This window comes from Streptomyces yerevanensis (genome assembly GCF_000716805.1).
GTDB lineage: Bacteria > Actinomycetota > Actinomycetes > Streptomycetales > Streptomycetaceae > Streptomyces > Streptomyces flaveus.
The window spans coordinates 107,808-128,210 of the sequence record NZ_JNWJ01000010.1; the positions used below are offsets into that span (position 1 = coordinate 107,808).

Consider the following 20,403-nt stretch of genomic DNA (forward strand, 5'->3'; position numbering starts at 1 on the left):
AATGATCATGGGAGGCACACAGACCGTACGGGCCGGGCGGCGCACCGTGGAGGTGCACCGCCCCGACAAGGTGCTGTTCCCCGGCAACGGGCGGACCAAGGAGTACACCAAGGAGGATCTGGTCGCCTACTACCGGGAGGTCGCGCCCTTCATGCTGCCGCATCTGCGCGGGCGGCCACTGATGCTGGAGCGGCACCCGGACGGTCTGGACGGACCCCGGTTCATGCAGAAGAACCTCCAGGCGCACGATCCGGACTGGATCAACCGCATCGAGGTGCCCAAGGAGGGCGGCACCGTCTGCCACCCCGTGTGCGACGACACCGCCACCCTGCTCTACCTCGCTGACCAGGCCTGTCTGACGCTGCACCGCTGGCTGGCCCGGGTCGATGGGATCGACCGGCCCGACCTGCTGGTCTTCGACCTCGACCCGGCCGGGGACGACTTCGGCTCCGTACGCCGGGCGGCCCGGCAGCTCGGCGAACTCCTCGACCGGATCGAGCTGCCGTCCGCACTGATGACCACCGGCTCACGCGGCCTGCATGTCGTCGTGTCGCTCAACGGACGCCATGACTTCGACGAAGCACGCGAGTTCGCCAAGGCCGTCGCCGACACACTCGCCGACGCGCACCCCGACGACCTCACCACGGCCGCCCGCAAGAAGGACCGCGGGGACCGGCTCTACGTCGACGTACAGCGCAACGCGTACGCACAGACCGCCGTCGTCCCCTTCACCGTGCGCGCCAGGCCCGGCGCCCCGGTGGCCACACCCATCAGCTGGGACCAGCTGGACGACCCGGACCTGGGCCCCGGCCGCTGGACCATCGAGGACGCCGTCGACCAGGCCCGTACCGACCCCTGGTCCGCTCTGCCGCGCCGCGGACGGGCACTGGGACCCGCGCGGCGCAGGCTCGACGCCCTGCGATAAGGGGTTTGGCGCATGCCGTAGGGGCCACTCGGAGGGCGAGGTGGGGCCATGGCTGACACATCCAACAAATCAAGTTCACGAGGTTCCGCAGAATCCCGGAAAGACCGGCAGAACGGTCCGGCGGACGAGATGCCGAGCCCCATGGAGGTGCTGCGCCACGCGCGTGCCCAGCTCGCGGAGCTCACCGGCATGGCGGCCGAGTCCGTGTCGTCCTTCGAACGCACCGAGGACGGCTGGGCGCTGGAGATCGAGGTCCTGGAACTCGCCAGGGTCCCCGACACGATGAGCCTGCTCGCGAGCTACGAGGTGACTCTCGACCCTCAGGGCGAACTCACCGGCTACCGGCGCGTTCGCCGTTATGAACGCGGGCGGTCCGAGCCACATAGGCCCGGCGGCCGGTAGGCCGCCCACCCGCGCACACACCCGCAACCTACAAGGAGGAGCGGTCGGTATGACCGTCGTCCCAGCCCAGCAGACCGGCGGCGGAGGCGGCACCAGCGGTCTCTATGACGTGCTGGAGCTCGTCCTGGACCGGGGGCTCGTCATCGACGCCTTCGTCCGGGTGTCCCTCGTCGGTATCGAGATCCTGAAGATCGACGTCCGTGTCGTCGTCGCCAGCGTCGACACCTATCTGCGCTTCGCGGAGGCGTGCAACCGGCTCGACCTGGAGGCAGGCCCGCACAAGAGCCCAGGGCTGCCCGACATGGTCGGCGAGATCACCGAATCCGGTGCGCGCGGCAAGTCCAAGGGAGCGCTGTCCGGCGCCGCCGAGACGATCTCCGACGCCTTCAAGCAGGCCCGTGAGGAGGGCCAGGGCGAACGCCAGGCCGAGTCCAGGCCGCGTGCCCGCAAGGCCACGGCGACACGCAAGAAGGAGGAGCAGGAGTGAGCACGTACGTCTACGGCATCACCGCCGGCTCGCATCCTTCGCTTCCCGAAGGCATGGACGGCGTCGGCGACCCGGCGCGCCCCGTGCGCGTCATCCAGGAGAGCGGTCTCGCCGCGGTCGTCAGCGACGCCCCGGAAGGGCTGCGGCCCAAGCGCAAGGACCTGCTCGCCCACCAGAACGTACTGGCAGAGGTGGGCGCGGCCGGTCCGGTGCTGCCCATGCGGTTCGGCAGCATCGCGACCGACGACGCCACCGTCGCCGGGGTGCTGGCCGAACGCGCGGATCACTACAAGGAACGTCTCGACGCGTTGGCCGGCAAGGTCGAGTACAACGTCAAGGCCAGCCACGAGGAAGAGGCCGTACTGCACCGCGTGATGGCCGAGAACCCGGAGGTCCGCGCGCTCACCGAGGCCAACCGGCAGGCAGGCGGCGGCAGTTACCAGCAGAAGCTGAAGCTCGGCGAGATGGTGGTGGCCGCGGTGAAGTCCCGCGAGGCGGAGGACGCCGCCGAACTCCAGCACGCACTCGAGCCGGCCGCCGACGCCATGAGCGCGGGTCCCGAGTCGAGTGGATGGCTGGCCAACCTGTCGTTCCTGGTGGCCCGGGAGTCGGCGGAGATGTTCCTCACCGCCGTCGAGCAGGTCCGCAAGAGCCATCCGCACCTCGATGTGCGGGTCAACGGACCGCTGCCGCCGTACAGCTTCGTCGACCCGGGCCCCTCCGAGCCGGCGGACAACACGATCGGTTCGGACGCCGGAACGGACGCCGAGGTGGATCGCATCCAGGACCGGATGCAGGAGCCGGTCCAGGAATGAACCCGGGAGTGAACCCATGGGACTGATCGGTGAGGTGCTGCTGCTGCCGTTCGCTCCGGTGCGCGGCAGCGCCTGGGTCATCAGACAGGTGCTGAATGAGGCGGAGCGGATCTACTACGACCCGGCCACCATCCGGACCGAACTCGCCCAGCTCGAGGAGCGGCTCGAGTCGGGCGAGATCGATGAGGAGGAGTTCGACCGACTCGAGGACGAGCTTCTCGACCGGCTGGAGATCAGCATGCGAGGCAACGCGGGAACAGACGAGTGGACGTGACCATGAACCGAGTGGGACTGGGCCTTGCGGTAGGGGCCGGATACGTCCTCGGACGTACGAAGAAGATGAAGATGGCGTTCGCCGTCGGCTCCCTGGTGGCCGGCAAGCGGATGCATCTGAGCCCGCGGGCGCTCGCGGATCTGGTGAATCAGCAGCTGCAGAACAACCCGCAGTTCAAGGAGATCGGCGACCAGCTGCGCGAGGACCTGAGTGGAGTCGGCAAGGCAGCGTCCGGTGCGCTGGTCGAGCGGCGGATCGACGCACTGGCGGACCGGCTGCACGGCCGGACCGAGCAGGTCCGCGGGCAGCTCGCGGATGTGACACCGGACGTGCCGGGTCTCCGGGACGAAGAGGAGCCCGAGGACGAACGCGAGGAATCCGAAGAAGAGGCATCCGAAGAACCGGATGAGGCTGAGGCTGAGGGCGAGTCCGAAGAGCCGGAGGCGGAGGAGCACGAGGAGGCCGAGGCCGAGGAGCCGCAGCAGGGCGCTGCCAAGAAGGCGGCGAAGAAGGCACCGGGCAAGAAGTCGGCCTCGAAGGGGCCTGCGAGGAAGGCCCCCGCCAAGAAGACAGCGGGCAAGAAGACGGCGGCGAAGTCCGCCAAGAAGGCTCCCGCGAAGAAGACGGCCGCACGCGGCCGAGCTGCCGAGGGGAGGCAGGGACGATGACGGACACCCTCGGGACGGCGACGGGCCGGGCCAAGAACGGCCTCGGGACGGCGACGGAACAGACGAAGGAGACGAAGGGCGGCGGCCTCGGCGCTCTGGGAGGCGTGGCGCAGAGCGAAGCCGCCGACCGGCTCAAGGCGGAGCTCCAGGAATACCTCGCGGCCCAGGCCCAGCACATGCTGATCGGCTTCGGCCGCAAACTCGGCGAGACAACCGGCAAGCTCAACGACATCGCCGCGGGCAACAGCCCCGGCTTCGCCAAACTCGCTCTCGACGGCGGCCGCAAACTCGCCGAGGGCAAGGGGCCGTTGAGGTCCGCCCTGGAGCTCGGCGCGGGCCGGGCCAAGGACAAAGTGCTCGGCGCCTTCAAGGGCATGGCCGGCGGCAAGGGCAAACGCAAGGGCCGCGCCGGCAAGAAGCCCACGGTCATCATGGAGTTCATCGACGTCGGCGTGCCACTGCGCACGGCGTACGACCAGTGGACCCAGTACCAGGACTTCAGCACCTTCGCAAAGGGCGTCAAGGGCGCGAACCGCGTCGACGACACCACCTCCGACTGGCAGCTCAAGGTTTTCTGGTCCAACCGCAGTTGGAAGGCCAACACCACGGAACAGGTGGCGGACGACCGGATCTCCTGGACGTCGGAGGGCAGCAAGGGTACGACGAAGGGCGTCGTCTCCTTCCATTACCTCGCCGAAAACCTCACTCGCATCCTGCTGGTCATCGAGTACTACCCCCAGGGGCTCTTCGAGAAGACCGGCAACATCTGGCGCGCCCAGGGCCGAAGGGCGCGCCTCGACCTCAAGAACTTCGCCCGCTTCATCACCATCAAGGGTGAGGCAGAGGACAGCTGGCGCGGGGAGATTCGCGACGGCAAGGTGGTCCGCAGCCACGAGGACGCGCTCGCCGAGGAAGAGGAAGGCGAGGAGCCCGAGGAAGCCGAGGGCGCGTCCGAGGACGAGGGCCCGTACGCCGAAGAGGAAGAAGAAGGGGAAGAGGAGCCTGAGGGCGAGTACGAGGACGAAGAGGTGCCCGAGGGCGAGGAGGAAGAAGAGGAGCCTGAGGGCGAGTACGAGGAGGAGGACGAGTACGAGACCGTCCAGGGCGGGAGCCGCCGATGACCACTCCCGGCCGACTCCCCGAACCGTACGGGCGTGACACCAGCGCCAATCTCGCCGACATCCTTGAGCGTGTGCTCGACAAGGGCATCGTGATCGCGGGCGACATCCGGATCAATCTGCTCGACATCGAACTGCTCACGATCAAGTTGCGGCTCATTGTGGCCTCCGTCGACAAGGCGAAGGAAATGGGGATCGACTGGTGGGAGGACGACCCGGCGCTGTCCACGCGGGCGCGCCGGGACGAACTGGCCCGGGAGAATGCGGAGTTGCGTGCGCAGGTCGCCGCGCTGGAGCGCGGGGAAGTCGGACGCGGGGAAGCCGGGCGCGGGGAAGTCGAGCGCGGGGAAGTCGAGCGCGGGGAAGTCGAGCGCGGGCGCAAGCGTACGGAGCAGACGGAGGAGGAGGCCCCATGAGCGGTCTGCGTTATGTGTATGCCATCTGCCGCCCTCTTGGTTCCACCACCCTTCCTTCCCAGCTGACGGGCGTCGCGGGAGTGCCGCCCAAGCAGCTGACCCATCACGGACTGGTCGCCATCGTCAGTGCCGTACCGGAGGAGGATTTCTCCGAGGAGCCGCTGAAGGCCCACCTGGAGGACCTGGACTGGCTCAGCGCTACCGCGCGGGCCCACCAGAGCGTGATCGACGCGCTCACCGTGGTCACCTCGCCCCTGCCGCTGCGGCTCGCCACCGTCTTCCGGGACGACAGCGGCGTACGCACGATGATGGAGACGCAGGAGGAGACCTTCCGCCGGACGCTCAACCGGATCGAGGGGCGGGTGGAATGGGGCGTGAAGGTCTACGCGGAATTCTCGGAGTCCTCGGAAGCCTCGGAGGTCTCGAATTCCCCGAGGTCTTCTGAGGCCTCTGGACCCACAGAAATTTCCGAGGACACCGGCGCGAAAAGCGTGAAAGTCGGCTCGGGGCGCGACTATCTGCGGCAGCGGCGGCAGCAGCGCAGAGCTCACGAGGACAAATGGGAGCAGGCCGAGGAATTCGCGCGCAGGCTGCACGGCGCCCTTTCCCGGTTCGCGGAGGACACCCGCATCCACGCACCGCAGAACCCGGCGCTTTCCCGCGCCTCCGGGCGCAATGTGCTCAACGCCGCCTATCTCGTACCGCGTGCGGAATCCGAGGAATTCGTGGAACTGGTGGACCGTACGAAAGGCGATGAGCCGGGCCTCCGGGTGGAACTCACCGGCCCCTGGGCCGCGTACTCCTTCAGCGGCCCGGCGGGACAGGAGGGCGCATGACCGTCGTCGAACGCCGGGAGATCGCCCTCGTCGACCTGCTCGACCGGCTGCTCGCGGGCGGGGTCGTCATCACCGGTGACCTGACCCTGCGGATCGCGGACGTCGATCTCGTACGTATCGACCTGAACGCGCTCATCAGCTCGGTGAACGCACAGGTCCCCTCGCCCTGGCAGGAGTCGCTGTGACCGACCGGAGGAACCGTCTCGACCTCGATCCGGACACCGTGGAACGGGATCTGGTCAAGCTCGTGCTGACCGTCGTCGAGCTGCTGCGGCAGCTGATGGAGCGGCAGGCGATCCGGCGCTTCGACACCGGTGAGCTGACGGAGGACCAGGAGGAGCGGATCGGACTGACGCTGATGCTCCTCGAGGACCGGATGGCCGAACTCCGCGATCGCTACGGACTGCGGCCCGAGGACCTCAATCTGGACCTCGGGCCGCTCGGACCACTGCTCCCGAAGGAATAGCGGACAGCGCACTACCGCAGGGGAAGTGGGCCTACCAGCGATACCAACGGGACCTGGTGCCTGTCGTGGTGGTGCTGCGCATCAGGAAACCGAGCAGCCACACAACGAGAACAATCAGGGCGATCCACCAGAGCACTTTCACCGCGAATCCGGCACCGAAGAGAATCAGCGCCAGCAGCAGTACCAGCAGGATGGGAACCATGTCTGAAACCTCCTCCTGCTGTCCGGGTTTCCCGAACTGGAGGAATCAGACCGGCTCGGACCGGATTTTCATGATGGCTTTTCAGACCGGCTTTCGGCAGAGGATTTCTCCGTGCAGGCAGGAGAACCACGCGTCCTCCTGCTGCCCCCATTCCCGCCACGCCTCAGACACCGCCCGCAGTTGATCCTCCGTCGCATGGCCGCCTTCCGTGGCACGCTCCGCGTACGCCGAGGCGAGAGTGCGGTCCGCCCACAGGCCGCTCCACCAGGCGCGCTCCTCGGCGGTGGCGAAGCACCAGTTGCTGGAGGAGGAGGCGATGTCGGTGAAACCGGCCTGCAGCGCCCAGGACTTGAGACGCCGCCCGGCATCCGGCTCACCGCCGTTGGCGCGAGCCACCCGCAGATACAGGTCCAGCCAGTCGTCCATGCCGGGCGTCCGCGGATACCAGACCATCCCCGAGTAGTCCCCGTCGCGCGCGGCGACGATGCCGCCGGGCCTGGTGACCCGGTACATCTCGCGCAACGCCCGCACTGGATCTCCCACGTGTTGCAGCACCTGATGCGCGTGGACGACGTCGAAGGAGTCGTCCGGGTAGTCCAGCGCGTGGACGTCCGCGACCGCGAACTCGACGTTCGTCACGCCTCGTTCGGCGGCCGTGGCCTGGGCCTGGTCCAGGATGCCCGGCGCCTGGTCGACGCCGGTGACCCGGCCGTCCGGCACCAGTTGCGCCAGGTCGGCGGTGATGGTGCCGGGGCCGCAGCCGATGTCCAGGATCGTCATATGGGGTTTCAGTGAACCAAGGAGGTACGCCGCCGAGTTGGCGGCCGTGCGCCAGGTGTGCGAGCGCAGCACGGACTCGTGGTGTCCGTGGGTGTAGACGGCGGTCTCCTTCGACATGGCGTCCCCTTCCGTGGTGGTACCCGTGGGGTCACCGTACGCCGTCATGTCGAATAATGAGACCCGCGTCTTGCGATACGGACGATAAGGGAAGGGTCGACCGGGTGGTCAGCGGTGGCCGAGCGGCCGGTACACCGTCAGCGCCTCCGGCAGCTTCTCCAGCGTCAACTTGCCCTCTACCTCGGTCACTTCACCGTCGTACGCCAGAAGTGTGCCGGGTGCGACGCCGTCCACCCGGAGTCCGCTGACCCGTACCGCCGCATGGACGGGGGATCGGGTCAGCGGTCCCGCGACAGCCGCGGCGAGCAGCCGGACGGCGGGTTTGCGGCCTCCGTGCACGACCCGTACGTCCAGCCGGCCGTCCGCGAGGTCGTAGCGGCGGCCGGGGATCGGGCCCATGCGGTGGTACATGCCGTTGCCGGCGAACAGCAGCCACAGCGGCCTTTCCCTGCCGCCGATCTCGGTCCGCAGCGGATGCCGGTCGGCCCGCAGCACACGAAGCGCCGCCAGCACCCCGGCGGGCCAGCCGCCGATCCGTGGCGACCAGTGGTCCCGTTCCCGCACCAGTTCGGGATAGACGCCCAGGCTGCAGGTGTTGAGGAAGCAGCCGTCGACGTCGCCGGCCTTGAAGTAGCCCACGTCCACGCGTACGGCGTCGCCGTGCTCGAGGGCCTGGCACAGATCGCGTACGTCCTCCACGCCCAGGTCGTGTGCGAAGTGGTTGAGCGTTCCGCCGGGCAGCACCGCGAGCGGCAGGCTGTGGCGCACGGCCACCTCGGCCGCCGCGTTCACCGTGCCGTCGCCGCCGCACACGCCCAGGACCACGGCCCGCGCCGCCGCCTTCTCCAACTCGGCCCGCAGCTCGGCCGCTTCGCACTCGACGACCTCGGCCTGCGGCAGCGCATCGTGGAGCTGACGTACGCGCTCCGGGGTGCCCGCCCCCTTGTTGACGACTAGTACCAGGCCCTCGCCCTCGGGAAGCGTGGGCGCGTCCACACGTGGGCGGCCCGGCGGTGGCAGCTGGTCGCGGGTCGGCACAATGCCGCGTACGGCGTAGGCGGCGCCCGCGCCCAGCGCCGCGCCCGCGAGGACGTCGCTCGGGAAGTGGACGCCCGTGTAGACCCGGGAGAGGGCCACCGCGGCGGCGACCGGGGCGACGGCCGCACCGAGGGTCCGGGACTCCAGGGCGACGCCTGTGGCGAAGGCCGCCGCCGACGCCGAGTGCCCCGAGGGGAACGAGGTGGTGATGGGCTGCCGCTCCAGCTGACGGATCAGCGGTACCGCGTGCAGCAGCGGACGCGGCCGGCGCACCGAGCGCTTGCCGAGCGTGTTGATGGTCGCCGAGGCCACGGCCAGCGAGGCGACACCCCGGGCGGCGGCGCGACGCGCCTTGGGCGAGCGGGTCGCGGCGAGGGCGGCAGCGGTGGCGAACCACAGCACGCCGTGGTTGGCGCTGCGGCTGAGCCTGGGCAGAACGCGGTCGGCGCCGGGCCAGTGCCGGGCCGCCACGGAGTCGAAGAGACGGCAGTCCAGAGCCAGCAGCCGGTCGCGCAGGCCGTGGCCGGGTTCCGGGACGGTGAGGTCTACATCTGCGGTCATAGGTTGCGGATACCCCGCAGACGCCGGACCGCGCATAACCGTTTGCCGCCCGCTCCCGCCACCCGGACAATGCCCAATCATGGGACATCTGGAAGCGGCACACCTCGAGTACTACCTGCCCGACGGGAGGGCGCTCCTCGGCGGTGTGTCCTTCCGGGTGGGCGAAGGGGCCGTGGTCGCACTGGTCGGGCCCAACGGCGCGGGGAAGACAACCCTGTTGCGGCTGATCTCGGGGGAGCTGAAGCCGCACGGCGGCACCGTCACGGTCAGCGGCGGGCTCGGGGTGATGCGCCAGTTCGTGGGCTCCGTACGCGACGAGACCACCGTGCGCGAACTGCTCGTCTCCGTCGCGCCGCCCCGGATCCGCGAGGTGGCGAAGGCCGTCGACGCCGCCGAGCACGCCATCATGACCGTCGACGACGAGGCCGCCCAGCTCCAGTACGCGCAGGCGCTCGCCGACTGGGCGGAGGTCCAGGGCTACGAGGCCGAGACACTGTGGGACATCTGCACGATGGCCGCGCTCGGCGTGCCGTACGACAAGGCGCAGTTCCGCGAGGTGCGCACGCTCTCCGGCGGTGAGCAGAAGCGGCTCGTACTGGAGGCGCTGCTGCGTGGCGGCGACGAGGTGCTGCTGCTCGACGAGCCGGACAACTACCTCGACGTGCCCGGAAAGCGCTGGCTGGAGGAGCGGCTGAAGGAGACGCGCAAGACCGTCCTGTTCGTGTCCCACGACCGGGAACTGCTGGCCCGCGCCGCCGAGAAGATCGTGAGCGTGGAGCCCGGCCCCGCGGGTGCCGACGCGTGGGTGCACGGTGGCGGTTTCGCGACGTACCACGAGGCGCGGCGTGAACGCTTCGCGCGCTTCGAGGAGTTGCGGCGGCGCTGGGACGAGAAGCACGCCCAGCTGAAGCAGCTCGTCAACACGCTTAAGAACAAGGCCGCGTACAACGACGGGCTGGCCTCCCGTTATCAGGCCGCGCAGACCCGACTGCGCAAGTTCGAGGAGGCCGGCCCGCCACAGGAGCCGCCCCGCGAGCAGGACATCACGATGCGCCTGCACGGCGGACGTACCGGCGTCAGGGCCATCACCTGCGAGGGGCTTGAACTCACCGGCCTGATGCAGCCCTTCGACCTGGAGGTCTTCTACGGCGAGCGGGTCGCCGTGCTCGGCTCCAACGGCTCCGGCAAGTCGCACTTCCTGCGGCTGCTCGCGGGCGGCGAGGTGGCGCACACGGGGGCGTGGAAGCTCGGCGCGCGCGTCGTCCCCGGCCACTTCGCGCAGACGCATGCCCACCCCGAACTGGAGGGGCGCAAGCTGCTCGACATCCTGTGGACCGAGCACGCGCAGGACCGGGGCGCCGCGATGTCCAGGCTGCGGCGCTACGAGCTGACCGCCCAGGCCGAGCAGCGCTTCGACCGGCTCTCCGGCGGTCAGCAGGCCCGCTTCCAGATCCTCCTGCTGGAGCTGGAGGGGTCCACGGCCCTGCTCCTCGACGAGCCCACCGACAACCTCGACCTGGAGTCGGCCGAGGCCCTGCAGGAAGGTCTTGAGGCGTACCAGGGCACGGTCCTTGCCGTCACCCACGACCGCTGGTTCGCCCGCTCCTTCGACCGCTACCTGGTGTTCGGCAGCGACGGGAAGGTGCGCGAGACGACGGAGCCGGTGTGGGACGAGCGGCGGGTGGAGCGCGCCCGGTAGCCGACCGGGGCGTACCTGCTGGGCCGTATCTCCTGGGGCTACGACCTTGTCTGCGGGGGTTCGGTCCAACGGAGCAGCGCGCCCAGGCCCCCCACCGGAGCCGTCTGCGGCCCGGCCTCGGGCACGGCGGGCGACAGCGACAGCGCCGGAGCGCCCGACGCGATCACGGACCGCAGCAGTGCGTCGTCCGCCCGTGCCGACCACGGGCGCGGCTCACCCAGCGTCTTCGTGTCCGTGCGCCGCACCGCCAGCTGGTCGGGAGCCTCACCGACCCACACCTCACGGTGCGTGTCGGGCCCCTCCGGGATGATCAGCAACTCGTCGATCCGGTGCTCCCGGGCCGCCTCGATCACCGCAGGTACGCCCTCGACGGCGCCGACGTTCCCGTCCGCGTCCGGCGCCCGGGCAGCCATGAACCGTTCCAGGTCCTCGGCCGCCCTGCGCCGCACATGCTCCGCGCGGATCCGCTCCACGTCCTCGTCGAGCAGCCTGCTCTCGGCACCGTGCGGCGCCTCCATGGTGCGGTCCTGCAGCCGCTGCGGCAGTCGCTCGCGCACGGCCCGCCGCTCGCGGTCATTGCCGACGAGAATCAGCAGGTCGGCCCGGGTCTCCTCCTGGCACACGGCGAGCGCGTCGGCGATCTCCGCGGCGTTGTGCTCCCAGGTGTTCTCCACCCTGAGCTGGAAGTGCCGCTCCGACCAGTCGACCGTGCTCGTACGGTGCAGGGGCCACTGCCGCCCGGTGACCGAGCCCGCCTCCCGGCTGCCCAGCGCGGAGCGCAGCTCGAAGTCGGCGCCCCGCCGGTCGACGTACGCCACCACACAGACCGGGTCCTCACCGAGCAGATCGAGCAGCGGCGCGGTGTGCGGGAGCGCCGACCAGGTGACGGACAGTCCCCCCGGCGGGGGCGTGGCCAGCGCGGGGTCGAGGACGACCTCGCCGCCCGTGGCGAACAGGGCCCGGCCATGCGGTTCCGTGGAGTGCCGCAGCTCCTCGAGCGCGGACCGCACGGCCTGGCACGTGGCCTCGTCCGCGCCCTGGTCCGCGAGCTGCCTGGATGCCGCCTGTGCCGTCAGTGACCGTTCGTGAGGGGTGCTCTCCGTGTGCTGGGAGGTGCCGAAATACACGGAGGCCCAGGGTCCCGGGTGTTCGTACAGTGGACGCAGAAAGGCGAGATCCATGGCTTCCTCCCGGATGCCGCTAGGTCGGGATATTGCTTGCCGGGCGGGTACCCGGACGCTCCGAAGGAACACGACGATCGGGGTACCGCCATGAACGGAGTCGACCCGGGGCTTCTGGACGACCAGCAGCTGATGAAAGAGCTGGAGACGATCCACCGCACACGCCACGACACGCTGCTGCACGGCTCGAACGACGCGCTGCGCGTCCACAACGAGCGGATGGCGCAGCTGGAGGGCGAATATCTGCGCCGGAACCCGCGCCGCCCTGTGGCCCCGGGCCGGACACGGGAAGGCGCGCGGGAACGGGAACGGCAGCCGGGCGGGGCGTGAGCAGCGCCCCGCGCCTCCGGCTTCCCAGGTCGGTAACTCGGTAGGTCGGACAGGTCAGTAGCTCAGCGGCGCTTGGCGAACTCCTCCAGGAACGCCTCGCAGAACGCCTTCAGATCGTCCGGCTTGCGGCTGGTGACGAGCGTCGACGGCGCGGCCTCACAGACCTGGACCTGCTCGTCGACCCAGGTGCCGCCCGCGTTGCGGATGTCCGTACGCAGACTCGGCCACGAGGTCAGGGTGCGACCGCGGATCACGTCCGCCTCGACGAGCGTCCACGGGGCATGGCAGATCGCGGCGACCGGCCGGCCCTGCTCGAAGAAGTCCCGTACGAACGACACGGCCTGCCCGTCCATGCGCAGCGCGTCCGGGTTGGCCACGCCGCCCGGCAGCACAAGGCCGTCGAAGGAACCCGCGGACGTCTCGGACACGACCTCCTGCACGGGGAACACATCGGCCTTGTCGAGATGGTGGAACGCCTGGATCTGACCGGGCTTCGTGGACACCAGGACGGGTTCGTCACCCGAGTCGATCACGGCCTGCCAGGGGTCGGTGAGTTCGATCTGCTCGACGCCCTCCGGCGCCATCAGAAACGCGATACGCATCAGTTCTCCACGTCCTCTCTCGACACGTCGTCTGTCGACGGTTCTCTCGACACGTCCTTTCTCGGCGGCTCGTCCCTTCCCGGTACGGGCCGCCGTTCCTCCCGCGCGTTCACCGGATGATGCTGCCCGGCGAGTCCTCCGGCGCGGCGCGGCTGATCTCCGCCAGAGCCGAGCCGGGGTCCTCGGAGACGGCCAGGTCGCCCAGGCTGACCATGCCGACCGGGTGGCCGTCCTCGACGACCGGCAGGCGGCGTATGGCGTGCTCGCGCATCAGCTCGACCGCGGCCGAGACCGCGTCCTCCGGGCCGATCACCACAGGGTTGGGCGTGCACACGGCATGGGCGCTCACCGTCAGCGGGTCGACGCCGTCCGCGACCGCGCGCAGCGCGATGTCACGGTCCGTCAGGACCCCGAGGACGCTGCGCTCCCCGGACACCAGGACGTCGCCGATGTCGTGGGCGCGCATGAGTTGCGCCGCTTCGACGAGCGAGGCGTCCGGACGGACCGCGACGACGCCTGGCGTCATGACTTCTCTCACGAACTCAGCCATGCTGTGGCCCTTTCCTGCATTCCCGGTACCGAGGTGGGGCACTGGTACGACGGCGGGACGTCGCCCGCAGTACCCCTATGCGGGTGCCCCATGCCTCCGCCGCTGATTCCTCGGGTTCCGCGGGTTCCTCAGGGCGGTCACCTCTCACCCCTCTCGCCGCTCGCGGCCCATACGACCGCTTCGGCCAGTTCCTGAGCGGTGTGGTAAACCGCCTTCCTCGGCAGCCGCTCCAGCGGTTCGACGAGCCCGTCGGGCGCGTGCCGGTCCCGCAGGAGGCGGATCAGTTCGCGCGGGCCGGCGGGGAAGGCCGTACGGCCCAGCAGCCGCGCCAGTTCGTTACGCACCGCCTCCTCGGAGCCCCGGCCGACGCCCGGCCTGACCGGTCCGCCCGCGACCCACGGGTCGTCGTCGGCGGTCGGCTCCGGGTCGTGCCACTCCTCGGTCCTGGTCGGATGGCCCGACCGGAGCAGGCCCTGCAGTTCATGCTTCATCTCGTCGTCCTTGTGGACGTTGAGCCGGTCGCTGCCTCGCTGCATGTCTCCCTCCAGACACTCCGGGATGGACCTCCGTGTACCCGCGCCCCCGACATCGACACGAAGCGTTTGTCCGCCCGTGGTCTGGAGACCCGATTCGCGCCCCCCAATCGCAAATCTCCTGGGGAAGGACAAGGCCATGGCGATATTCGCTGTGATGCTGCCGGTCCTGATGCTCGGCGTCGTCCTGGCGCTCGGCCGCTACGAGGAGTGGCTCCTACCGTCGAACCGCCACCCCGACGAGCCCGAAACGCCCGCACTGCCCCACTGATCGGTGACCGAGTGATCAGTGACCGAGCCGGACGGCATCGGCCCTCGGCGCCGGGGGGAACGCCGAGGGCCTGTTCGTGGAGTCGTCCGTCAGGACTTCAGACGTCAGGCGTCAGGAGTGCGGCCGTCCGTCAGTGGCGGTCGCGTCCCGGCAGGAACTCCTGGACCTTGGCCTTGAACCCCTGCCGGACCATGGACGAGCGGTCGAAGTCGCCCTTCAGGATGGCGGCGGCGGTGGCCTCCATCTGCTCCCAGGTGGCGTGCGGCGGAACCGGCGGTACGGCGGGGTCCGTCAGGAACTCGATCACCGCGGGACCGTCCGCCTCCAGACCTGCACGCCAGCCCGACTCGACGTCCTCCGGCTTCTCCACGCGGATACCGGTCAGCCCGAGGGAACGGGCGAAGGCGGCGTACTGCACGTCCGGGATCTCCTGCGAGGGCAGGAACGACGGGGCGCCCTCCATCGCGCGCATCTCCCAGGTCACCTGGTTGAGGTCATGGTTGTTCCAGACGCCCACGACGAGCCGTGGATCCTCCCATCGGTCGCGGTACTTCGCCGCCGTGATCAGCTCCGCCAGCCCGTTCATCTGCATCGCCCCGTCCCCGACGAGCGCGATCGCGGGCCGGTCCGGATGCGCGAACTTCGCCCCGATCGCGTACGGCACCCCGCAGCCCATCGTGGCGAGGGTCCCCGACAGCGAGGAGCGCATCCCGGCCCTGTGCGTCAGATGCCGCGCGTACCAGTTCGCCACCGAGCCCGAGTCGGACGTGACGATCGCGTTGCCGGGCAGCAGCGGATCCAGCGCCCGGGCCACGTACTCCGGGTTGATCGGATCGGCGGACAGCTGGGCCCGGCGCTCCATCACCTCGCGCCAGCGCGTCACGTTCGCGCACACCGTGTCGTACCACTCGCGCCCGCGGTCCGCGTCGAGCATCGGGATCAGCCGCTCCAGGGTCGCCTTCGCGTCCCCGACGAGATTCACCTCGTACGGAAAGCGCATCCCGACCATGTGCGGATCGATGTCGATCTGCACGCCACGGGCCTTGCCGAACTCCGGCATGAACTGCGTGTACGGGAAGGAGGAGCCGATCGTCAGCAGGGTGTCGCAGTCGCGCATCAGCTCGTACGAGGGGCGGGTGCCGAGGAGGCCGATCGCGCCCGTGACGTACGGGAGTTCGTCGCTCAACGCGTCCTTGCCGAGCAGCGCCTTGGCGACGCCCGCGCCGAGCAGCTCGGCGATCCGCTCCACCTCGGGCTGTGCCCCGGCGGCGCCCTGGCCGATCAGAATGGCCACCTTGTCACCGGAGTTGAGGACTTCGGCCGCCCGCTCCAGTGACTCCTGTGACGGAATCGCGGTCCACGCGCTGCGGTCCAGGCTGGAGGGGACCATCTTGAACTCGTGGGTGGGGGCGGAGTAGTCGAGGTCCTGGACGTCTCCGGGGATGATCACGGCGGTGGGGGCGCGGCGCGCGTAGGCGGTGCGGATCGCCCGGTCCAGGACGTTCGGCAGCTGCTCGGGCACTGTCACCGTCTCGATGAAGTCGGAGGCGACGTCCTTGAACAGCGTGTGCAGGTCGACCTCCTGCTGGTACGAGCCGCCCATCGCGGTGCGGTGCGTCTGGCCGACGATCGCGAGCACCGGCACATGGTCGAGCTTGGCGTCGTACAGGCCGTTGAGCAGGTGGATCGCGCCGGGTCCCGAGGTCGCCGTGCAGACCCCGAGCCGGCCCCCGAACTTCGCGTAGCCGACCGCCTCGAACGCGGACATCTCCTCGTGCCGCGACTGGATGAACCGGGGGTGGTCCTCGGCCCGGCCCCAGGCGGCCAGGAGACCGTTGATGCCATCGCCTGGATAACCGAACACGTGTTCAACGCCCCATTCGCGCAGGCGCTGCAGGACATGGTCGGCGACCTTGGTGCTCATGCGGAACCTCCCGGGGTGACGGCTGTACCGCCCGAGTCACCCGGGCGCGTCCGGGAAAACCTTCGGGTGTTTGGCGCCCGTCCAGAGGGGCAGGCGAATGTCAGTGCTTCGGACAGGAGGCACGTCCGTGGGAGCGGCGAAAACCCGCCACGGGTGTGCCTGTCGGCTCTAGGCGCGCTTCCACGGTGACTGTCCAAACCAAGGCATCACTCAAGGGAGTTGCGACGCATCATGCAGACTCACGCGAGCGCCAAGCACCACCCGCACGACGACGCCCCCGACACCGCGGAGGCGTTCCGCACCCTCGCCAAGCTCCCTCCGGGACAGCAGCGCGACACACTGCGTGCGGAGATCGTCGAGGCCTGGTTGCCCATGGCCGAGCGGCTGGCGGGACGGTTCCGCAGCCGTGGAGAGAGCTACGAGGACCTGCGCCAGGTCGCGGCGCTCGGCCTTGTCAAGGCCGTCGACCGGTACGACCCCGAGCGCGGCAACGCTTTCGAGAGTTACGCCGTGCCGACCGTCACCGGTGAGATTAAGCGGCACTTCCGTGACCACATGTGGACCCTGCACGTGCCCCGCCGGGTCCAGGACCTGCGCAACCGGGTCCGCTTCGCCAGTCAGGACCTGTCCCAGACGATCTCCGGCCGACAGCCCACCGTCAAGGAGATCGCCGAGCACGCGCAGATGAGCGAGGAGGACGTACGCGTCGGACTTGAGGCGCTGGAGAGTTTCACCGCCCTCTCGCTCGACGCCGAACTCCCGGGCAGCGAGGACGGATACTCCCTGAGCGACGCGCTCGGCGCCTCCGACCCGTCCCTGGACGTCGTCGTCGACCGCGAGGCGGTCAAGCCCCGGCTCCAGGCCCTGCCCGAACGCGAACGGGCCATCCTCTACATGCGGTTCTTCGGCGACATGACGCAGAGCCGGATCGCCGAACAGCTCGGCATCTCCCAGATGCACGTGTCCCGGCTGATCAGCCGCTGCTGCGGCAAGCTGCGGGACCAAGTGATGCAGGACGCTGCGTAGGCGCTCCGCTTAGGGCGCGGATTGAACCTGCGGGTTCGTTGTGGCTGGTCGCGCCCGCGCGGCGGAGCCGCACATTGATACAGCCCCGCGCCCCTAAGAAGGCCTGCGGCCTTCTTAGGGGCGCGGTACCGACCTAACGTCGGTCCAAGTTCTGCAGGGCCAGGGCTATGTGACGGGACATCATGTCCAATATCTGTGCCTCGGCCATCGAGAACGCGAGCCGGGCCCCGCAGCGGAACAACGTGAGGACGCCCTGCACGGTGCCGTCCACGGTCAGCGGGACGCACAGCAGAGATGTGACGTTCGCGCTGATCAGGACGGGGGCGCCCGAGGCGTCCTTGCCGAAGGCGTCCGGGTCCTCCGGGCGGACCTGAAGCGCCGTGGACCCGCCGCGTGCCACCTCGACGACGAGCGGGCACGCGGCGGGATCCTGCGCCTGGAGGTCCTCGATCTGCGCGCCTGGCCGGTCCGTCGGTCCGAGAACGGTCATACGGCACAGCCGTGCGGCCCCCTCGTCGGCGACCACCCAGTCCGCGAACCGCCCGTGCAGCACTCGGGCCGCCTGCTCCAGCACGGCGGCCCTGGTCTTCGCGGGCTCGGCCAGTAACGCCGTGGCCATGGCGTCCACCAGGTCCAGCTGCGCCTGATGCCGCGTCGTCTCGGCGAGGTCCGGCAGCGGGCCGGGGGAGCCCTCAGCCGACGGCACGCGCGTCCCCGCGGGCTGGAGCACCATGAGTACGGAGGTACGCGGCTCACTGCTCGTCCTGAGCGCGGTGAGCGTCGCGCGTACGGAAACGGAGGGGCGTTGCTGAAGGTGAACGGTGAGACTGCGGTCGCCCTCGCCCCGCGCCACCGCCGCGACCTGGGAACGGAACGCGGCCCGGTCCGGGTGCGCGAGGAAACCGGTCAGCGGCCGGCCCGTCGCGTAGCCCGGCCGTGCCCCGGTGAACTGGGTCGCCGCGTGGTTGAGTCTGCGGACCACCGTCTCGCGGTCCATCAGTGCGACGGGCAGGGGAAGGCGCTGGAAGATCGCCCGCAACAGCTGCTGCTCCTGACGGTCGGTGGAGGATCCATTGGATGTGCCGCCCGAGGTCAGCCGCTCGTACCACGGCCACAACTGGCCAGCCACATGGTCCAGTTCGAAGAGTGCCGCGTCGAGCACTGTCTGAAGGTCGCCGCTCGGTACCGACCGCGCCGCCTTCAACTCCGCGACACGGCGCACGAAATCCGCAAGCTCTTCACCGAACTCATCCGTCTGCGCCATGCACAAGAACGTAACCCGAACCACGCCGCTGCGGAGCAGCGAGAGTGGAATGCCTCATTTTCGTTTTCCCCGAGAGCGTGCGGGCAGGCGTAAAGAAGGAGGTAAAAACATGCCGGACGCCGAGCACATCGGCCCCCTGGGCACAGAGTCCCCGGAGTCCACGCTTCCCGCCCGTCGGCTGTCAGAACTCGCCGAGCAGGCCGCGCGCTGCACCAGTGAATGCTGCGGCGCGAGCACCACGGTTTCCAACGATGGTACGGAGCAGCCGGCCGCCGTGACCCATCCCGATCTGGCGAGCCTCGTCTCGGTCCAGCTCCGCTCCGGCGAGGGGCCGATCCCCGTCGCCGTCGACGGCGGTGAAACCGTCGAGACGGGCGACCTGCTGCGTGTGGAGCGCTGGCCGCAGTACCGGGCCGTGGCACTCGACGCGGGCGTACGCTCCTGCGTCACGATGCCCTTCCGGCGCTCCGGGCTGACGGTGACCCTCAGCCTGTACAGCTTCCGCGCGGACGCCCTTGAGGACGCCTCGCACGGTCCCGCCCGGGCCCTCGGCAACCTCGCCGCGAACGGTCTCGTACGCGACCGCTCCTACCGTGCCGCGCTCACCGAACTCGACCAGCTGGGCGCCGCGTTGCGTACCCGGCCCGTGGTCGACCAGGCCTGCGGCATCGTCATGCACGTACTGGCCTGTGACGCGGACATGGCTTTCGCGGTGCTGCGCCGAATCTCGCAGGGCACCAACCGTAAACTGTCCGAGGTCGCCGCGTCCCTCGTCGAGACCCGGGGACGCGGCCTGGAAAATGAGCTGATGTCCCTGGCGGGCTGAAGGCTCTGCGCCGTCACCCGCCCGGGCGCCCGCATGGCACGAATGGTGCCCGGCCGCGCGCGCCCCGGCGATGACCGGGCTCTGATGGGCTACGGGGCACGAAGGCTGTGCCCCTCCTTCCGCGGCCCCGCGCCGCGGAAGGCCCCAGCCTTCGCCCGAAGGAGCCCACCCCATGCGCCGCACTGCCCGCGCCCTGTCCACCACCGCCACCGCCGTCACCACGGCCGCCGTCCTGGGCACCGCCGCGTCGGCGGCGATTCCGGCCGAGGAACGGGTCGTGGGCTCGGCCCGGGAGAGGGCCACACTTGCGGCCGATGAGTGGGCCATGGCTCCGGCCCAGGAGCGGGCCAAGGTTCCCGCCGATGAGTCGGCCACAGGCCCGGCCCGGGTTCCGGAGGAGGACTCGGCGGATCCGCCTCCGCCTCCGATCCCGGACGAAGAGCCGTCCGGAGAGTTGGCGGAGAAGCCGGTCGACGAGTGGGCCGAGGAGCCGCCCGGAGGGTCGGGCGAGGAGTCGGCCGACAAGTGGGCCAAGGAGTCAGCCGAGACGTCGGCCGGGGCGTCCGCAGCGGCCCCGGCCGCCGAGGTCAGCCCGCGCACCGTCGCCCCCGGCGGCACCGTCACCGTCTCCGTGTCCTGTGGCCCGCTCGGCGGAACCGCGCCCAAGAGCATCGACGCCCACTCGCAGGCCTTCGAGCACGGCACCGCCAAGCTGCACTTGGTCAAAGGCAAGGGCAAGGACGAGGACGAGGCGGCGGGACCCGCCTACCGCGGCACCGCCCGGATCGCGCCCGCCTCGCACTTCAAGGACGGCGGGCCCGACAAGGCCGGCCCCACCTCCGAGTGGAGCGTCGACGGCACCTGCCCGGCGCCGCCCGGCGCCGAGGAGGCGGAGTGGAGCGCGACGTTCACGGTGTCGCGAGACGGCTCCCGCCACCCGCACGGGGTGCGCGCGGGCGAGGGCGGCGCGTTCACCGACTCCCCGGCCGCCCTCGCCGCCGGCGGCCTCCTCATCGCGGGCGCACTCGGCGCCGGCGTACACAAGTTGCTGCGCAGGGAGTCCTCGGTGAACCGCTGAGTTGATGACGCGTG

The 20,403-nt window shown here is 70.0% G+C and carries 26 protein-coding genes; 17 read left to right on the plus strand and 9 right to left on the minus strand.

Annotated features, from left to right (window positions below; genetic code table 11):
• The first annotated feature begins 7 nt into the window (after positions 1–7).
• From ligD to OP79_RS12815, 11 genes are read left to right on the plus strand one after another with little or no spacing between them, the layout of a single operon-like run.
• A complete protein-coding gene (gene ligD / locus OP79_RS12765; protein ID WP_425428566.1) occupies positions 8–925 on the plus strand; it encodes a non-homologous end-joining DNA ligase in 918 nt (305 codons plus the stop codon).
• Positions 926–973: 48 nt separating this feature from the next.
• Positions 974–1,327 carry a gas vesicle protein GvpO gene (locus tag OP79_RS12770; protein ID WP_078491762.1) on the plus strand — a complete coding sequence of 118 codons (354 nt, stop codon included), beginning with the start codon at positions 974–976 and terminating at the stop codon, positions 1,325–1,327.
• A gap of 49 nt (positions 1,328–1,376) precedes the next feature.
• A complete protein-coding gene (locus tag OP79_RS12775; protein WP_033320238.1) occupies positions 1,377–1,814 on the plus strand; it encodes a gas vesicle structural protein GvpA in 438 nt (145 codons plus the stop codon).
• On the plus strand, positions 1,811–2,629 hold the full coding sequence (locus tag OP79_RS12780; RefSeq protein WP_051744603.1) for a GvpL/GvpF family gas vesicle protein: 819 nt from the start codon (positions 1,811–1,813) through the stop codon (positions 2,627–2,629). The genes OP79_RS12775 and OP79_RS12780 overlap by 4 nt, the downstream gene beginning before the upstream one ends.
• Positions 2,630–2,645: 16 nt before the next feature.
• Positions 2,646–2,903, plus strand: a complete 258-nt coding sequence (locus tag OP79_RS12785) for a gas vesicle protein GvpG (protein WP_033320239.1) — start codon at positions 2,646–2,648, stop codon at positions 2,901–2,903.
• A 2-nt stretch (positions 2,904–2,905) separates the two neighbouring features.
• Complete coding sequence (locus OP79_RS12790) at positions 2,906–3,571, plus strand: DNA primase (protein WP_106972374.1); 666 nt, start codon at positions 2,906–2,908, stop codon at positions 3,569–3,571.
• The gene (locus tag OP79_RS12795) at positions 3,568–4,692 is read left to right on the plus strand and encodes an SRPBCC family protein (protein ID WP_033320240.1); all 1,125 of its coding nucleotides are present in this window, start codon (positions 3,568–3,570) and stop codon (positions 4,690–4,692) included. Before OP79_RS12790 ends, OP79_RS12795 begins: the two co-directional genes overlap by 4 nt.
• Positions 4,689–5,105 (plus strand): gas vesicle protein, encoded by a 417-nt coding sequence (locus OP79_RS12800; protein ID WP_078491763.1) that lies wholly within the window; start codon positions 4,689–4,691, stop codon positions 5,103–5,105. The genes OP79_RS12795 and OP79_RS12800 overlap by 4 nt, the downstream gene beginning before the upstream one ends.
• On the plus strand, positions 5,102–5,941 hold the full coding sequence (locus OP79_RS12805) for a GvpL/GvpF family gas vesicle protein (protein WP_033320241.1): 840 nt from the start codon (positions 5,102–5,104) through the stop codon (positions 5,939–5,941). The genes OP79_RS12800 and OP79_RS12805 overlap by 4 nt, the downstream gene beginning before the upstream one ends.
• Positions 5,938–6,126, plus strand: coding sequence for a gas vesicle protein (locus OP79_RS12810; protein ID WP_033320242.1), 189 nt, complete (start codon positions 5,938–5,940; stop codon positions 6,124–6,126). The genes OP79_RS12805 and OP79_RS12810 overlap by 4 nt, the downstream gene beginning before the upstream one ends.
• On the plus strand, positions 6,123–6,407 hold the full coding sequence (locus OP79_RS12815; protein ID WP_033320243.1) for a gas vesicle protein K: 285 nt from the start codon (positions 6,123–6,125) through the stop codon (positions 6,405–6,407). Before OP79_RS12810 ends, OP79_RS12815 begins: the two co-directional genes overlap by 4 nt.
• Before the next feature lie 31 nt (positions 6,408–6,438).
• Here the strand turns inward: OP79_RS12815 and OP79_RS12820 are convergent, their stop codons facing one another.
• The 3 genes from OP79_RS12820 to OP79_RS12830 form a co-directional block, all read right to left on the minus strand.
• Positions 6,439–6,609: a hypothetical protein gene (locus tag OP79_RS12820; protein ID WP_033320244.1), complete on the minus strand. Its 171-nt coding sequence runs from the start codon at positions 6,607–6,609 to the stop codon at positions 6,439–6,441.
• Between the two features lie 81 nt (positions 6,610–6,690).
• Positions 6,691–7,506 (minus strand): class I SAM-dependent methyltransferase, encoded by an 816-nt coding sequence (locus tag OP79_RS12825; protein WP_033320338.1) that lies wholly within the window; start codon positions 7,504–7,506, stop codon positions 6,691–6,693.
• Positions 7,507–7,614: 108 nt separating this feature from the next.
• The gene (locus tag OP79_RS12830) at positions 7,615–9,105 is read right to left on the minus strand and encodes a bifunctional phosphatase PAP2/diacylglycerol kinase family protein (protein ID WP_033320245.1); all 1,491 of its coding nucleotides are present in this window, start codon (positions 9,103–9,105) and stop codon (positions 7,615–7,617) included.
• 79 nt (positions 9,106–9,184) lie between these two features.
• Here OP79_RS12830 and OP79_RS12835 point away from each other — a divergent pair, with 79 nt between their 5' ends.
• Positions 9,185–10,804, plus strand: a complete 1,620-nt coding sequence (locus tag OP79_RS12835) for an ABC-F family ATP-binding cassette domain-containing protein (protein ID WP_033320246.1) — start codon at positions 9,185–9,187, stop codon at positions 10,802–10,804.
• A 38-nt stretch (positions 10,805–10,842) separates the two neighbouring features.
• On the opposite strand, the gene OP79_RS12840 is transcribed toward OP79_RS12835, so the two are convergent.
• The gene (locus tag OP79_RS12840) at positions 10,843–11,985 is read right to left on the minus strand and encodes a baeRF2 domain-containing protein (protein WP_033320247.1); all 1,143 of its coding nucleotides are present in this window, start codon (positions 11,983–11,985) and stop codon (positions 10,843–10,845) included.
• 90 nt (positions 11,986–12,075) lie between these two features.
• Between OP79_RS12840 and OP79_RS12845 the strand changes: the two genes are divergently transcribed.
• On the plus strand, positions 12,076–12,315 hold the full coding sequence (locus OP79_RS12845) for a DUF6158 family protein (protein WP_033320248.1): 240 nt from the start codon (positions 12,076–12,078) through the stop codon (positions 12,313–12,315).
• Between the two features lie 62 nt (positions 12,316–12,377).
• Here OP79_RS12845 and OP79_RS12850 read toward each other — a convergent pair whose 3' ends face one another.
• From OP79_RS12850 to OP79_RS12860, 3 genes are all read right to left on the minus strand, one after another.
• On the minus strand, positions 12,378–12,917 hold the full coding sequence (locus OP79_RS12850; protein WP_033320249.1) for a type 1 glutamine amidotransferase domain-containing protein: 540 nt from the start codon (positions 12,915–12,917) through the stop codon (positions 12,378–12,380).
• A 109-nt stretch (positions 12,918–13,026) separates the two neighbouring features.
• The gene (locus tag OP79_RS12855) at positions 13,027–13,467 is read right to left on the minus strand and encodes a CBS domain-containing protein (protein ID WP_033320250.1); all 441 of its coding nucleotides are present in this window, start codon (positions 13,465–13,467) and stop codon (positions 13,027–13,029) included.
• Between the two features lie 137 nt (positions 13,468–13,604).
• On the minus strand, positions 13,605–14,003 hold the full coding sequence (locus tag OP79_RS12860) for a DUF2795 domain-containing protein (RefSeq protein ID WP_033320251.1): 399 nt from the start codon (positions 14,001–14,003) through the stop codon (positions 13,605–13,607).
• A gap of 136 nt (positions 14,004–14,139) precedes the next feature.
• Between OP79_RS12860 and OP79_RS58015 the strand changes: the two genes are divergently transcribed.
• The gene (locus OP79_RS58015) at positions 14,140–14,271 is read left to right on the plus strand and encodes a hypothetical protein (RefSeq protein WP_281193180.1); all 132 of its coding nucleotides are present in this window, start codon (positions 14,140–14,142) and stop codon (positions 14,269–14,271) included.
• Positions 14,272–14,401: 130 nt separating this feature from the next.
• On the opposite strand, the gene OP79_RS12865 is transcribed toward OP79_RS58015, so the two are convergent.
• Positions 14,402–16,195 carry a thiamine pyrophosphate-requiring protein gene (locus OP79_RS12865; protein ID WP_033320252.1) on the minus strand — a complete coding sequence of 598 codons (1,794 nt, stop codon included), beginning with the start codon at positions 16,193–16,195 and terminating at the stop codon, positions 14,402–14,404.
• 231 nt (positions 16,196–16,426) lie between these two features.
• Between OP79_RS12865 and OP79_RS12870 the strand changes: the two genes are divergently transcribed.
• Positions 16,427–17,221: an RNA polymerase sigma factor SigF gene (locus tag OP79_RS12870; protein ID WP_033320253.1), complete on the plus strand. Its 795-nt coding sequence runs from the start codon at positions 16,427–16,429 to the stop codon at positions 17,219–17,221.
• Between the two features lie 133 nt (positions 17,222–17,354).
• Here OP79_RS12870 and OP79_RS12875 read toward each other — a convergent pair whose 3' ends face one another.
• The gene (locus OP79_RS12875; protein WP_033320339.1) at positions 17,355–18,485 is read right to left on the minus strand and encodes a GAF domain-containing protein; all 1,131 of its coding nucleotides are present in this window, start codon (positions 18,483–18,485) and stop codon (positions 17,355–17,357) included.
• Between the two features lie 109 nt (positions 18,486–18,594).
• Between OP79_RS12875 and OP79_RS12880 the strand changes: the two genes are divergently transcribed.
• Both OP79_RS12880 and OP79_RS58250 read left to right on the plus strand, forming a co-directional pair.
• Positions 18,595–19,311 (plus strand): ANTAR domain-containing response regulator, encoded by a 717-nt coding sequence (locus tag OP79_RS12880; protein WP_033320254.1) that lies wholly within the window; start codon positions 18,595–18,597, stop codon positions 19,309–19,311.
• A gap of 172 nt (positions 19,312–19,483) precedes the next feature.
• Positions 19,484–20,389 (plus strand): hypothetical protein, encoded by a 906-nt coding sequence (locus OP79_RS58250; RefSeq protein WP_106972370.1) that lies wholly within the window; start codon positions 19,484–19,486, stop codon positions 20,387–20,389.
• Positions 20,390–20,403: the final 14 nt, after the last annotated feature.

What these genes read in the sequence shown, in the direction of transcription:
- ligD (WP_425428566.1), top strand. Translation starts at nt 8, where the DNA reads ATGGGAGGCACACAGACCGTACGGGCCGGGCGGCGCACCGTGGAGGTG.
- OP79_RS12770 (WP_078491762.1), top strand. Translation starts at nt 974, where the DNA reads ATGGCTGACACATCCAACAAATCAAGTTCACGAGGTTCCGCAGAATCC.
- OP79_RS12775 (WP_033320238.1), top strand. Translation starts at nt 1,377, where the DNA reads ATGACCGTCGTCCCAGCCCAGCAGACCGGCGGCGGAGGCGGCACCAGC.
- OP79_RS12785 (WP_033320239.1), top strand. Translation starts at nt 2,646, where the DNA reads ATGGGACTGATCGGTGAGGTGCTGCTGCTGCCGTTCGCTCCGGTGCGC.
- OP79_RS12790 (WP_106972374.1), top strand. Translation starts at nt 2,906, where the DNA reads ATGAACCGAGTGGGACTGGGCCTTGCGGTAGGGGCCGGATACGTCCTC.
- OP79_RS12795 (WP_033320240.1), top strand. Translation starts at nt 3,568, where the DNA reads ATGACGGACACCCTCGGGACGGCGACGGGCCGGGCCAAGAACGGCCTC.
- OP79_RS12800 (WP_078491763.1), top strand. Translation starts at nt 4,689, where the DNA reads ATGACCACTCCCGGCCGACTCCCCGAACCGTACGGGCGTGACACCAGC.
- OP79_RS12805 (WP_033320241.1), top strand. Translation starts at nt 5,102, where the DNA reads ATGAGCGGTCTGCGTTATGTGTATGCCATCTGCCGCCCTCTTGGTTCC.
- OP79_RS12810 (WP_033320242.1), top strand. Translation starts at nt 5,938, where the DNA reads ATGACCGTCGTCGAACGCCGGGAGATCGCCCTCGTCGACCTGCTCGAC.
- OP79_RS12820 (WP_033320244.1), bottom strand. Translation starts at nt 6,609, where the DNA reads ATGGTTCCCATCCTGCTGGTACTGCTGCTGGCGCTGATTCTCTTCGGT.
- OP79_RS12825 (WP_033320338.1), bottom strand. Translation starts at nt 7,506, where the DNA reads ATGTCGAAGGAGACCGCCGTCTACACCCACGGACACCACGAGTCCGTG.
- OP79_RS12830 (WP_033320245.1), bottom strand. Translation starts at nt 9,105, where the DNA reads ATGACCGCAGATGTAGACCTCACCGTCCCGGAACCCGGCCACGGCCTG.
- OP79_RS12835 (WP_033320246.1), top strand. Translation starts at nt 9,185, where the DNA reads ATGGGACATCTGGAAGCGGCACACCTCGAGTACTACCTGCCCGACGGG.
- OP79_RS12840 (WP_033320247.1), bottom strand. Translation starts at nt 11,985, where the DNA reads ATGGATCTCGCCTTTCTGCGTCCACTGTACGAACACCCGGGACCCTGG.
- OP79_RS12845 (WP_033320248.1), top strand. Translation starts at nt 12,076, where the DNA reads ATGAACGGAGTCGACCCGGGGCTTCTGGACGACCAGCAGCTGATGAAA.
- OP79_RS12850 (WP_033320249.1), bottom strand. Translation starts at nt 12,917, where the DNA reads ATGCGTATCGCGTTTCTGATGGCGCCGGAGGGCGTCGAGCAGATCGAA.
- OP79_RS12855 (WP_033320250.1), bottom strand. Translation starts at nt 13,467, where the DNA reads ATGGCTGAGTTCGTGAGAGAAGTCATGACGCCAGGCGTCGTCGCGGTC.
- OP79_RS12860 (WP_033320251.1), bottom strand. Translation starts at nt 14,003, where the DNA reads ATGCAGCGAGGCAGCGACCGGCTCAACGTCCACAAGGACGACGAGATG.
- OP79_RS58015 (WP_281193180.1), top strand. Translation starts at nt 14,140, where the DNA reads ATGGCGATATTCGCTGTGATGCTGCCGGTCCTGATGCTCGGCGTCGTC.
- OP79_RS12865 (WP_033320252.1), bottom strand. Translation starts at nt 16,195, where the DNA reads ATGAGCACCAAGGTCGCCGACCATGTCCTGCAGCGCCTGCGCGAATGG.
- OP79_RS12870 (WP_033320253.1), top strand. Translation starts at nt 16,427, where the DNA reads ATGCAGACTCACGCGAGCGCCAAGCACCACCCGCACGACGACGCCCCC.
- OP79_RS12875 (WP_033320339.1), bottom strand. Translation starts at nt 18,485, where the DNA reads ATGGCGCAGACGGATGAGTTCGGTGAAGAGCTTGCGGATTTCGTGCGC.
- OP79_RS12880 (WP_033320254.1), top strand. Translation starts at nt 18,595, where the DNA reads ATGCCGGACGCCGAGCACATCGGCCCCCTGGGCACAGAGTCCCCGGAG.
- OP79_RS58250 (WP_106972370.1), top strand. Translation starts at nt 19,484, where the DNA reads ATGCGCCGCACTGCCCGCGCCCTGTCCACCACCGCCACCGCCGTCACC.